General features: G+C 63.4%; 10 protein-coding genes. 1 reads left to right on the top strand and 9 read right to left on the bottom strand.

The features are described from left to right. Positions 1 to 198: 198 nt before the first annotated feature. From P6U23_RS39030 to P6U23_RS39000, 7 genes are all read right to left on the bottom strand, one after another. Positions 199 to 1263, bottom strand: a complete 1065-nt coding sequence (locus tag P6U23_RS39030) for a branched-chain amino acid ABC transporter permease (RefSeq protein WP_407181729.1) — start codon at positions 1261 to 1263, stop codon at positions 199 to 201. After that, positions 1263 to 2273, bottom strand: a complete 1011-nt coding sequence (locus P6U23_RS39025; RefSeq protein WP_407177578.1) for a branched-chain amino acid ABC transporter permease — start codon at positions 2271 to 2273, stop codon at positions 1263 to 1265. The genes P6U23_RS39030 and P6U23_RS39025 overlap by 1 nt, the downstream gene beginning before the upstream one ends. Beyond that, the gene (locus P6U23_RS39020) at positions 2270 to 2992 is read right to left on the bottom strand and encodes an ABC transporter ATP-binding protein (protein WP_407177577.1); all 723 of its coding nucleotides are present in this window, start codon (positions 2990 to 2992) and stop codon (positions 2270 to 2272) included. Before P6U23_RS39020 ends, P6U23_RS39025 begins: the two co-directional genes overlap by 4 nt. After that, positions 2989 to 3756, bottom strand: coding sequence for an ABC transporter ATP-binding protein (locus P6U23_RS39015; RefSeq protein WP_407177576.1), 768 nt, complete (start codon positions 3754 to 3756; stop codon positions 2989 to 2991). The genes P6U23_RS39020 and P6U23_RS39015 overlap by 4 nt, the downstream gene beginning before the upstream one ends. A gap of 336 nt (positions 3757 to 4092) precedes the next feature. Then, positions 4093 to 5274, bottom strand: a complete 1182-nt coding sequence (locus P6U23_RS39010) for a substrate-binding domain-containing protein (protein ID WP_407177575.1) — start codon at positions 5272 to 5274, stop codon at positions 4093 to 4095. A gap of 185 nt (positions 5275 to 5459) precedes the next feature. Further along, complete coding sequence (locus P6U23_RS39005) at positions 5460 to 7229, bottom strand: putative bifunctional diguanylate cyclase/phosphodiesterase (RefSeq protein WP_407177574.1); 1770 nt, start codon at positions 7227 to 7229, stop codon at positions 5460 to 5462. A gap of 149 nt (positions 7230 to 7378) precedes the next feature. Continuing rightward, the gene (locus tag P6U23_RS39000; protein ID WP_407177573.1) at positions 7379 to 8338 is read right to left on the bottom strand and encodes a sensor histidine kinase; all 960 of its coding nucleotides are present in this window, start codon (positions 8336 to 8338) and stop codon (positions 7379 to 7381) included. Between the two features lie 181 nt (positions 8339 to 8519). Between P6U23_RS39000 and P6U23_RS38995 the strand changes: the two genes are divergently transcribed. Further along, positions 8520 to 9362, top strand: coding sequence for an SDR family NAD(P)-dependent oxidoreductase (locus P6U23_RS38995; protein WP_407177572.1), 843 nt, complete (start codon positions 8520 to 8522; stop codon positions 9360 to 9362). Between the two features lie 96 nt (positions 9363 to 9458). Here the strand turns inward: P6U23_RS38995 and P6U23_RS38990 are convergent, their stop codons facing one another. Beyond that, complete coding sequence (locus tag P6U23_RS38990) at positions 9459 to 10817, bottom strand: cytochrome P450 (RefSeq protein WP_407181728.1); 1359 nt, start codon at positions 10815 to 10817, stop codon at positions 9459 to 9461. Between the two features lie 166 nt (positions 10818 to 10983). Then, the gene (locus P6U23_RS38985) at positions 10984 to 12225 is read right to left on the bottom strand and encodes an LLM class flavin-dependent oxidoreductase (RefSeq protein ID WP_407177571.1); all 1242 of its coding nucleotides are present in this window, start codon (positions 12223 to 12225) and stop codon (positions 10984 to 10986) included. Between the last annotated feature and the right edge of the window lie 189 nt (positions 12226 to 12414).

The following is a 12414-nucleotide window of genomic DNA, read 5'->3' as shown; positions in this document are numbered from 1 at the left end:
CCATTCGGTGAGGGAATGGATACGATGCAGGAATGATAAAAGCGGTTAGGAAATCCGGTTACTCAAGGCTTAATCGACGCAGTTTGCTCAGCATTTGCGCAATATGCTGAACGATGTTGCGGTGCGATGAAACATGAAGGCGAGTCGAAGCGGCCGCTGGGTTGGCAACTGCCTGATGCACGTGCGACTTGATAGGCCCTACTTGGCGGGCGGCTTGCCCCGCAACCGCCCGACCACACCTGTCGGGAAGAAATAAACGCTCGCGATGAACAACAGCCCAAGCCAAAGCAGCCAGCGGTCCGGGTGCAGCAGGCCGGGCACCAAAGGCAGGCCGGCGTCCGCAGCGGCGCGGGAGGCGGTGCCCATCAAGGCCTGCAAATAGTTTTGCGCGAGGATGAAGATCGCGGCACCGATGATCGCGCCATAGATCGTGCCCATGCCGCCGATCACCACCATCAACAGAATGTCCAGCATGATGGAGAAGCTGAGCGAGGTGTCGGGGCCTGCATAGCGCAGCCATAGCGCATTCAGGACGCCGGCGCTGGCGGCAACCGTCGCCGCGATGCAATTGGCGTAAGTGAGATGGAATACCGTGCGATAGCCGAGCGCCTCGGCGCGAAAGCGGTTTTCGCGGATCGCCTGCAGCACGCGTCCGAAGGGCGAGTTGACCACGCGCAGCAGCAGCAGGATCATCGCCGCGGAGGCGGCGAACACGAGATAATAGGTGAGGGTCCGCCCGTTGACCTCGAAGCCGAACGCCTTCTTGGATATGAAGACCGTGCCGGGCCGGAGCAACTCCGGCAATTGAAAGCTGCGCCCGTCCTCGCCGCCGGTGAGCCAGGAGAGCTGCGAGGCAAGCACCATGAAGGCAGAGGCGACCGCGAGCGTAATCATGGCAAAGAAGATTGCCTCGACGCGCAGCGAGAACAGCCCGATGGCGAGCGCCAGCAGCATTGCGAGGGGCAGGCCGACCGCGATGCCGGTTGCGACCGCCGCCCAGTTTGGCCCCATCGAATAGAGCGCGATCGCGACGGCGTAAGAGCCGATGCCGTAGAACATGGTGTGGGCGAACGACACCGAGCCGGTATAGCCGAGCAGGAGGTCGTAGGAGGCGACGAGGGCGGCAAAGATGCAGATTTTGGCCGCGACGTTCAGCGCCTTGGCGCCCGGAAACAGCCATGGCGTTGCCAGCAGTGCCAGCACGATCACGACAAGCAGGAGCGTGAGCGCGCGGCTGCGCGGGGGATCGCCGGAAAGGATCATCACCGACTGGTCACCGCATGAAGCCCGCGCGGCCGCCACATCAGGATGGCGACCATCAGCAGGATGTTGGAGACAAGCGCCAGCTTCGGCACCAGGAAGCCGCCATAGTTGGCGACCATGGCGACGAGCAGCGCGCCGATGAAGCAGCCGCCGATCGAGCCCAGCCCGCCGATGATGACGACGATAAACACAAGCACCGTGAGATCGTTGCCCATCGAGGCATGCACCTCCTCGCGGTACAGCGCCCACATCACGCCGCCAAGGCCGGCAAGCGCCGAGCCGGTCATGAAGACGCCCAGGAAAAGCCTGCGGATATGGTAACCCAGCGCCTCCACCATCTCGCGGTTCTCGACCCCTGCGCGGATCAGCAGCCCAATTTTGGTGCGGTTCAGGACGAGCTGGATAGCGAGGAAGACGATGAGGCCGACCAGCATTGCGAGCAGGCGATATTTGGCGATCGCGATGTCGCCGATGATGAAGGAGCCGCGCAAGGCGGTGGGCAGGGGCAGCGGAATGATCTGCGGTCCCCACAGCGCGTAAAGCGTTTGCTCGGCGACGATCAGTCCGCCCGTCGTCATCAGGATCTGCTTTAGATGCTGGCCATAGACTGGCAGGATCAGCACGCGCTCGACCACTGCGCCAAGCGCGCCGGAGACGGCCATGGAGAGCAGCGCCGCCGGCACCAGCACGGCGAGATTGCTGAGAAGCGAGTCTGCTTGCATCCAGCCCGCGAGCGGCAACAGCACCAGGGTTGCCACATAGGCGCCGACTGCAGTGAAGGCGCCGTGGCCGAAATTGAGCACGTCCATCAGGCCGAACACCAGTGTCAGCCCGCTCGCCATGATGAAGATCATCATGCCCATGGCGAGGCTTGCGACCGTCAGCGTCACCCAGGAGCTGGTCGAGCCGACCGCCGGCAGCATGACGAGCGCAAGCGCGATCGGCAGCAGCGCCGGCAGCAGGTCGCGTTTCGGCCTTGGTAAGGGATCGCTCGCGGCGAGTTCAGTCACTGATGCGCCTCCAGGCTCAAGCCCAGCAAGTGTTCCTGCAGCGGCACGTCGGCGGCGAGCGCCGCCATCTCGCCGCGATGGACGATGGTCCCGTTGTCCATCACCAGCACATTGTCGCCGAGCTCGCGTGCGGCATGAAAATTCTGCTCGACCAGAAGAATGGTCGCACTGCTGCGCTTGATCTCCTTCAAACATTCGATCAGCGAACCGACGATTGCGGGTGCAAGGCCCTTGGTCGGCTCGTCGATCAGCAGCAGCTTGCGCGGCTCGACAATCGCGCGGGCGATCGAGAGCATCTGCTTCTGCCCGCCTGAAAGCCCGCCGGCGCGCGAGAGCCAGAACCGTTTTAGCGCCGGGAAGAAACCGAAGATCCACTCCAGCCGGGCATCGTCCATCGCCCCGTCACGGGCCGCCAGCACCAGGTTTTCCCGCACGGAGAGATCGGAGAACACTGCCATGCTCTCCGGCACATAGCCTACGCCAAGCCGGGCAATATCGGGCGTCGCCACGCGGTCGATGCGCTGCCCGGCCAGGCGAATTTCTCCCGCCGAGGCCTGCCACAGCCCCATGATGGTGCGCAGCGTCGAGGTCTTGCCGGCGCCGTTGCGGCCCAGCAGCATCGTGGTCTGTCCTTCGGGCACGACGAAGTCGACGCCCTGCAGGATGTGATAGCGCCCGATATGGGTATGAACACCCGATAGCGTGAGGAGGTCGCTCATGCCGCGCTCCGCCCCGGCGCGACGCCGAGATAGGCCTCCTGCACGATCGGCGAGGCGATGACGTCGGCAGGCTTGCCGTCGGCAACGAGCTGGCCGTTATGCAGCACGATGATGCGGTCGGCGAGCGATCGCACCACGTCCATCTTGTGCTCGACCAGGAGGATGATCTTGCTCTTGTCCTGCTTGAGCTGTTCGATCAGGTTCAGCACGACAGGGACCTCGTCGATGCTCATGCCCGCGGTCGGCTCGTCAAACATGAATACCTTTGGCTCGAGTGCCATCATCAGCGCCACTTCGAGCTTGCGCTGGTCGCCGTGGGACAGCGCGCTCGCGGCCGCCGCGCGGCGGCCCTGGAGCGCGACCTTGTCGAGAAGGGCGTCTGCGCGTTCGAGCAGGTCGCGTCTGATCATCCAGGGCCGCAGCATGTCGTAATGCACATGGTGCGCGGCCTGCACCGCGAGACGCACATTCTCTTCGACCGAGAGATTGGGAAAAAGATTGGTGAGCTGGAATGCACGTCCCAGCCCTGCGCGGGTGCGCAAGGGCGCGGCGAGGGGCGTGATGTCCCTGCCCTCGAACAGGATGCGGCCGTCGCTGGGACGGAGTTGCCCGGAGATCAGGTTGAAATAGGTGGTCTTTCCGGCGCCGTTCGGGCCGACGATGGCGGTGAGCTCGCCAGGGCGAAACGTGCAGCTCACGCGGTTAACCGCGACGTGGCCACCGAAGCGGATGGTGAGGTCTTCCGTTTCGAGCGTGAGGGACATGGGCTGCACGTGGTGAGGTTTCGCTGTCTAAAGTGGCGTCATCGCTTCGGCTGCAGCGAGCACCCATCGTGATCCGTCATCCCGAGGAGGCCGCGAAAGCGGGCTGTCTCGAAGGATGAACGGCCCCCGTGCGACAGTCGGGCCGTCGCCCTTCGAGGCTCGCGGAGCCTGTCATCGGGCCGCGCTTCGCGCGGACCCGGTGGCGAACACCCCGTGGTGACGGTGAAAATTGGCTGCTTGCGTCGATCTCGCACGATCAAGCTCCCATGTGTTGCCTCGCTTCGCGCCTGCTTACCAAAACTTGGCAACGCGAAGGCGGCGAGAGATAGCGCAGCATCACCGCTTGTTGCGGATCGGGATGTCCATGTCCTCGATCTTGATCTCGCGCACCGGCTCGTTCACCGCCCAGGCGAGGTTCGGATCGACCTTGACGCGGAAGTGATACATGCTCTGCAGCGCCTGGTGGTCCTCCTTGCGGAAGATCATCTTGCCCTTGGGCGTGTCGAACTCCATGCCTTCCATGGTCGAGATCAGCTTGTCGGTGTCGGTGGATTTCGCCTTGGTCACGGCGGTCACCACGGCCATCGCCGCGGCAAAGCCGCCGGCGGTAAAGAAGTCGGGCGGGGAGTGGAAGCGCTTCTCGTGCTCGGCCACCAGCCAGGCGTTCACCGGGTTCTTTGGGATGTCGTAATAATAGTAGGTGGCGCCCTCCATTCCGGGCAGGCGCTTATAGGCGGCGAGCGCCGGCAGAATGTTGCCGCCGGTGGAAAGCTCGATGCCGTAGCGCTTCGGGTCCATGTCCTGCAGCTTGGTCAGGGGATCGCCGGCACCGGCCCAGATCACCCAGATGATCTTGCGGCCCGGCTTGTCCTTCAGCGCGTCGAACAGGCGCTGGCCCGCGGCGGTGAAGTCGGTGGTGGTGGTCGGGACATATTCTTCGGCGGCAAGCGTCGCGCCGGTCTTGGCCAGCGCCTCCTTGAAGGCGGCGACGCCGTCGCGCCCGAAGGCATAATCCTGGGCGAGCGTCGCCACTGTCACGCCCGGCTTGCCGATTGCCACCGCGTTCGAAATGGCGTCCTGGGACGAATTGCGCGCGGTGCGGAAGATGTACTTGTTCCACTTCTCGCCGGTAATCTGGTCGGCCACCGCGGGCTCGACCAGGAAGATCTTCTTATTCTCCTCGGCCACGGGGAGATCGGCCAGCGCCGCAGCGGAGGAGGTGGTGCCGATGGCGATATCGGCCTTGTCGTCCTGATAGGCCTCCGCGAGCGCGGCCTTCGACAGGTCCGGCTTGCCTTGATCGTCCTTGGTGACGATGACGATCTTGCGGCCGTCGACCGTCATGGTGCCCTTGGTCGCGTATTCCAGACCCATGCGCAGTCCCGTCTCGGTCTGCTTGGCGTAGGCCTCGAGCGGCCCGGTCTTGCCGTAGATCAGCGCGATGGTGAGATCGTCTGCCTGGGCGGCTGTGGACAATAAAGCGACGGCAATGCCGGAAGCGATCAAGGATCTGCGCACGGCTCTTTCCCCCTTTTGCGTTTCGCGCAACTGATAGTGTGGGCGCTCGGCCCGGGTCAAGGCACCCGAGGCGGAGCGGACTGTATCCTTTTGTAGCGAAGATAGCAGCAGAGCGGAGTTCACCGCTCCCTGCGGGAGAGTCGAAGCGCCCGCGGGCAGTGCCCATTTCCCTGAGCCATCCGGCTCTACCGCCGATACCCGCGTGCGCCTCGGGACGAATAGCCCGGCCGGCTTTCCTGGAGCGGGCGGCTTGCCAGGCTGACGCGCGTCTCGCTGGCGAGCGGGATCGCGGGCTTCAGCTCTTCCAGGAAGATCGGACGCGAGAAGTAGTAGCCCTGCGCGTAGCGGATGTTGGTGGCGGCCTGCAGATAGGCCAACTCCTCGAAGGACTCGATGCCTTCCGCAATCACGGTCATGCCGAGCGCCGCGCTCAAGGATTCGATGGCGCGCAAGATGCCCTGGCTGCGCGGACGCTTATGGATGTCGGTGATGAAGGAGCGGTCGATCTTGATCTCGTCGGCGGTGATATCGGCGAGTGCCGACAGCGACGAATAGCCGATGCCGAAATCGTCGATCGAGATGCCGACGCCGAGCTTGCGGAACATCGGCAGGATCTCCTGCTGGAAGTGGCTTTTGGCGACGAAGGCATCTTCCGTCACCTCGATCATGAAGCGGGACGGAAAGCCGGTCGCTTCCAGCGCCTCGGCAAAGGAGCGCATGAATTCGGGGTTGCCGGCCTGCTTGGCGGCGACATTGATGCTGATCGTCGCATCGGGGCCGAACGTATCGTTGATGCGGTCGATCGACTTGACGATCTCGGCGAGCACGAGATGCGTCAGCTCATCGATCAGTCCGAGCTCGACGGCGAGATTGACGAAGTCGCCGGGCGCCTGGATCACGCCGCCCTCGTCGCGCAGCCGCACCAGCGCCTCGATACCTCTGATCTGCTGGCTGCGGATATCGACTTTGGTCTGGAACGCGCAGCAGAACCGCTTCTCCAGGATCGCCAGCCGCAGCGACTGTTCGATCTTCATCCGCGCCAAGGCCTCGTGCTCCATGCCGGCGTCGAAGAACGCGGCGGCGCCCTTGCCCTCGTTCTTGACGCGATACATCGCGAGATCAGCGTTCTGGCGCAGCACCTCGTAGGATTTGCCGTGCTCGGGATAGAGGCTGACGCCGATCGAGGTGGAGGCGAAGATTTCCGAGCCGTCGATGAAGAACGGCGCGCTCAGCCGCTTCAGCGTCGATTCCATGTAATCGGCGACTTCCTGCGCGCTCTCGACCGGCGAAAGCAGGAGCAGAAATTCATCGCCTGAGATCCGCGCTAGCATATCGGTCTCGCGCAGGTCGCGGCTCAGGCGCTTGGCGAGCCCGACCAAAAGCGCATCGCCAATGGCGTGGCCGTAATAGTCGTTGATGTGCTTGAAATTATCGATGTCGAGGAAAGCGAGCGCGAATCGCTCCTGTTCGCCGCGATTGAGCAGGCTGTTGGCGCGGTGCTCGATCACGCGCCGCGTCGGCAGGTCGGTCAGTTCGTCGTAATAGGCGGAGCGAAATAACTGGTCCTCGAACGCCTTTTGTTCGCTGATGTCGGCCGAGCTCGAGAGCAACAGTTTCTGCTCGCCGATGTAGACCGGGCGATGGGCGCTCAAAAGCACGTGCTGCGAGGCTCCAGGGCCGATAGCCTCCTCAGTTACGAGCGTACGGCCGGTGCCGAGCAGTTCGAGCGCGATCTCCCGCCGCTGGTTCAGCGCTTGCGTCGCTTCCGGCAATCTGAGCTGCGCCGTGGCGGCGTCGTTCGTAAGCAAGAGCCGGCCACGCTCATCCAGGAGCGTAACGCCGGCAGGCAGAAGCCGGAGCACTTCCTTCAATAGGCTCAGCTCGGCTTCGAGCGCGCGAAGCGAACCGGCTTCCGTGGCAGCGCCCTGGAGAGAGTCTGCGGCTTGGTTTTGCATGAGGGCCGTTCTTGCGCGGCTCCCTCTTCATTTGGTTAAACCTTGCGCCGAAACACGGCGTTACCGGTTTGAAGGCAGCGGGCGCCATGGCGGCGATGAGTGTTGTCATTAATAGAGTATCAACGCGATCCGCGAGCGGTGCGCGACCGTCACGTCGGGGGTATGCGGCATTGCATGGTGCAATGAACGCCGCTCTTCAGGAAGGTGATCTCGGTTTTGCCGTCGAACGCCAGCAGTGCCGATTTCAACAGCTTGGTACCGAACCCGGCGGGGCCCACCGTTTCCACCGTAGGGCCCTCGGTCTCGTCCCAGGTTACGTTGAGACGATCCTCGGACACGGTCCACGACACCTGCAGGAAACCGCGCGCGGCGGAAAACGCGCCATATTTTGCCGCGTTGGTGGCGAGTTCGTGAAAAATCAGGGAAAGGCTCACAGCCAGTTTCGCCGGCAGGTCCAGCGGCTCACCGTTCAGATTGAACCGGACATGCCCGTAAGGGCCAAGCTCGGAGAGCAGCAGCTCCCTGATATCGCAGCCCGCTTTGTCGGCCCGTGCGATCAGATCGTCGGTCACCGCGAGCGCGCGCAGGCGATGATCGATGCTGCCCCAGACCTGCGGCTGCTTCTCCAGCACCTGATGCAGCACGGCGTGAATGGTCGACAATTTGTTCTTTAACCGGTGCTGCAGTTCGGCGACCACGAGCTTGCGGTATTCTTCCTCCTCGATCAGCCGTTTGGAGATGCGGCGCTCGCGCGCAACCAGGGATCGATAATGTTCGACGCCCCAGATGGTGAAGGCCGCTACGGCCCAGTAGATCAAGAGCAGCACAAAGCGTGCCGCGTCCGCTCTCCCGTGGTCGAAATTCAAGATGATGCCGAGCGCGCCGCTGACGATGGCCGTGATGGCGCCGAAGCGCCAGCCGGCAACCGCCGTCGCGAAAAACACCGCGGGGATATAGGGCGTGAAAAAGATGTCGGGCCGTATCAGGGACATGCCCCAGCGTGCCGCGGTGGAAAGCGCCAGGCAGAGCAGCACAAAGCCGAGACCAAACAGCGGCGACGGTTGGTCTTCTCCATGCCAGCCGCGCCGGAATTCCTCGAACAGCTTCATCTTCCTCCTAACGGCCCCGCCGGTTGGGCTGGGGCGAGCGCGCAGCTCTCCAGTGCAAAATACGCGCTTCACATCTGCACGCATAGCTTGCCACCCATTCCAAGGATCGGGAATATGATTCCGGCGCGGGAGAGGTTTTCCGCATCAGTTCGAATCAATTTGCAATGAAAGAGGGAACGACATGGGACGGCTCGATGGCAAAGTCGCGGTGATCACAGGGGCTACCAGTGGCATCGGCCTATGCACGGCCGAAATCTTCGTGGCCGAAGGCGCGAAAGTTGTCGTCGCCGGCCGCCGTGTTCCTGAAGGCGAGGCGCTCGCCGCGCGGCTGGGGTCCAACTGCCTCTTTCGCCAGACCGACGTCACGGTCGAGGAGCAGGTCAAGGCGCTGATTGCACTTGCGGTCGACAAATTCGGCCGCATCGATTGCCTGTTCAACAATGCCGGCGGCCCGGCGCAGACCGGTGGTATCGAGGGATTGGAGGTCGAACGGTTCGACCTTGCCATGGCCACCCTGGTGCGCAGCGTCATGCTCGGCATGAAACATGCCGCGCCCCACATGAAGAAGCAGGGCTTCGGGAGTATCATCAACAATGGCAGCATCGCTGGCCGATTAGCCGGGTTCTCCTCCTCGATTGTCTACGGCGCCGCCAAGGCCGCGGTGATCCATCTCACCAAATGCGTCGCCATGGAACTCGGCGAGGCCGGCGTGCGGGTCAACTCGATCTCGCCGGGCGCGATCGCGACCGGTATTTTCGCCAAGGCGCTCGGGCTATCGGTAGAGGCGGCGGAGAACACTCCGCCCGTGATGCGCGAGGTCTACAAGAGCGCGCAGCCGATCCCGCGCGCAGGTCTGCCCGAAGACATCGCCTATGCCGCGGTGTTCCTGGCGAGTGATGAATCCAGCTTCATCAACGGGCATGATCTGGTGATCGACGGCGCGATCACCGGCGGACGCAACTGGAGCCAGCAGCAACAGGGCTATGTCGAGCTGCGCAAGGCGTTCGAGGCAAAGAAGGGGTAGCTTGCTCCTCATTCCGGAACGCGTCAAAGACGCGAACTCGGAATATCGAGATTCCGGGTTCGGCTCTGCGAGCCGCCCCGGAATGACGGTCCTAACTCACACCGGCTTCACCACCACCCGCAAGCCGTCGCGCGGTTTGGGGATCGGCCACATCTGCCATTCCGGCCTGTAACCTTGCGGCAAGGACACCGAGAGGTTCTGCAGGAAATGCCGTGCAAAGCATTTGGCCTGCATATAGGCGAAGTGTTGGCCGAGGCACTTATGTGCGCCGCCGCCGTATGGCACGAAGGCGAAGCGATGCCGGGCGCGCTGTGCTTCGCCGGTGAAGCGCAAGGGATCGAAAGCGTCGGGGTCGGGCCAGATCGCCGGCATGTGATGGGTGAACACCGGATTGACGCCGACCAGGGTGCCGGCGGGAATGGCAAAGCCCATAAAGCTGAAATCGCGTACCGCGCGCCGCGGCATCGAGGGCACCGGCGGTTTTTTACGCAGCGCCTCGTTGAAGGCCATCTCCGTCAGCGGCAGCTTATCGAGCGCTCCGGAGCTGATCGGGTCGTCCGCCGCCAATCGAAGCGTCGCCACTTCGTCACGCAGCTTTTGCTGCCACCCTGGATGTGCCGCCAGTTCGCCCACGAACGAAGTCAGCGACGAGGTCAAGGTGTCGTGGGCGGCCATCATCAGGAAGCTCATGTGGTCGATCACGTCCTGCGCGGACAGCAGCTCGTCGTTTTCATCCCTCGCCTGGCATAGCTGCGAGAACAGATCGTCGCCGCCCTTTTCGCGGCGGATCGGAATCTGCTCGGAGAAATATGCGACGATGCGTTTGCGTCCGTTGACCCCGCGAGCCATCTGCGTGCCGGGCAGCGGCCGCCGGATCGGCGCAACCGCGGCGGCCACCATGTCGACGAAGGCCCTGTTGATCGCATCGACCTCGGGGCCGATATCGGCGCCGAGAAAGGAGGTCGCGGCGAGATCGAGCGTGAGCTGCTTCATCGCCGGATAGATCTTCATCTCGCCGGGTTGCTTCTTCCATTGGGCGATGCGGGCGGCGATGCCCTTGTCGAGCTTGGCGAGATAGGACTGCATCGGCCCCGCCTTGAAGGCGACCGACAGGGCCTTACGGTGAATGCGATGTTCTTCGAAGTCGCGCAGCATCAGTCCGCGCGGGAACAGGAGCCCGAGGATGCTGTCCCAGCCGTGCTTCGAGGAAAACAGCTTGTCCTGGTCGAACATCACGAGTTCGTTGGCGTCCGGCCCAAGCAAAACCACGCTGGTCTCGCCGAAGATGTGGCTGCGATAGACCAGGCCATATTTTTGGGCCCGCCTCTCGATGAAGCCTTTCGGGTCGGCCAGGATCTGCAGGGTGTGGCCGATAAGCGGCCAGCCCTCGTCGCCTGGGATGTGTTTCAGCGAATTGCGTTTGGGCGGGGTAACGCTTGCCGAAGGAAGAGCCATCGACATGGCGGTGGTCGCTCCGGTGATGCAGATCGCGCATCTTATCCGGTTGGTACCGGCGTTTAAACCGTCATCCTGACGGCGCGAGCCACCGGGTCCGCGCGAAGCGCGGCCCGATGGCAGGCTCCGCGAGCGCCTCAGGGGGACGGCGATACAGCGGGGCTGTTCACGCCTTCCTCTTGGCCGCTTCCTTCTGCAGGTCCGGGGCATTCACGGCCGGAATCGCGACCCGCCCGGGGCCGGTGTGGGCGAGCGCGGCGGCCGCCTTGTCGTTCTCCATGATCTTGGCCATCACGGCCTGGCCGGCGCGATCGAAGATGGCGCGGTTCTCGATCACGAATTTTTGCGATCTGCGCAAGCCGTCGATGTAGCCGTTGATCTCCGGCACGACATAGCGCGCGACCATGTCCCAGCTCCGCCGGGTGTCTTGCGGGTTGGCCCAGTCATGGGCAAAGCCGATGATGGCGCCGACGCCGCCGGACACCTGGATGACATTCTTGATGGTTTTGACGAGATCGTCGGGGGTGCCGATGGTGGAGGCCGCGCCCTCGACGAAGGCGGTCTTGTCCACGGCCTCGTCCGGCGACGAGAAGGCCGTCAGCCCCGGCCGCATCAAGGTGCCGACATTATATTCGTTGTGCCAGCGCATCAGTCCGGCGCCCGCCTCGCGCCGCGCCTGCTCGCGCGTCTCGGCGATGTGCCAGGAGAGCAGCACGCGCCAGTCCTTCCGGCTCACCGTCGTGCCATGCTTTTTCGCGGCGTCCTCGGCAAATTCCCATTGCTTGGCCAGCGACATCAGCCCCTGCGTCGTCATCGAGCCCAGCGAGATGATTCCGATGCCGTATTTGCCGGCGAGCGTCATGCCCGAAGGTGAAATCTGGGAGGCCACGACGAACGGCATGTCTTCCTGCAAGGGCAGGATCTGCAGCGCCGCGTCGTTCATCGTGAACCAGTCGCTCTTCGCGGTGACACGCTCGCCCGCAAACAGCCTGCGGATGATCGCGATCGCCTCGTCCTGGCGGTCACGTTGCGTCATCGGGTCGATGCCGAGCGTATGCGCATCCGAGGCCAGCGCGCCGGGGCCCGAGCCGAAAATGGCGCGGCCGCCGGTCATGTGATCGAGCTGCACCATGCGCTGCGCGACATTGAAGGGATGGTGATAGGGCAAGGAGATCACGCCGGTGCCGAGCTTGATGCGCTTGGTGCGCTCGCCGGCGGCGGCGAGGAACATCTCAGGAGAGGCGATCATTTCCCAGCCGCTGGAATGGTGCTCGCCGCACCAGAACTCGTCATAGCCGAGCTCGTCGAGCTGGGCGACGAAATCGAGATCCCTGCGGAATTGCAGCATCGGGTGCTCGCCGATGGGATGATGCGGGGCGAGAAAAGCTCCGAATTTCAGGCGCGCCATGGTTCCTCCGGGCGGAATTTTTCGTTATTGGGCTTTGCACAGGCTACGTGGTGGCCCTGCGCAAGGCAATCGTCCGCAGTCCGCAGGCCAGCAATGCTGACTGCTCAGTGGTCGCCGGGTGGCCCGATTTACCGTCGTTACGCCGCGCAAACCGGGTTCTGTTTGGCAATGGTTCAGTCTAAAAGGCGG

Source organism: Bradyrhizobium sp. STM 3562 (assembly GCF_045571435.1).
Classification (GTDB): domain Bacteria; phylum Pseudomonadota; class Alphaproteobacteria; order Rhizobiales; family Xanthobacteraceae; genus Bradyrhizobium.
This window is presented reverse-complemented; position numbering and strand designations above follow the sequence as displayed.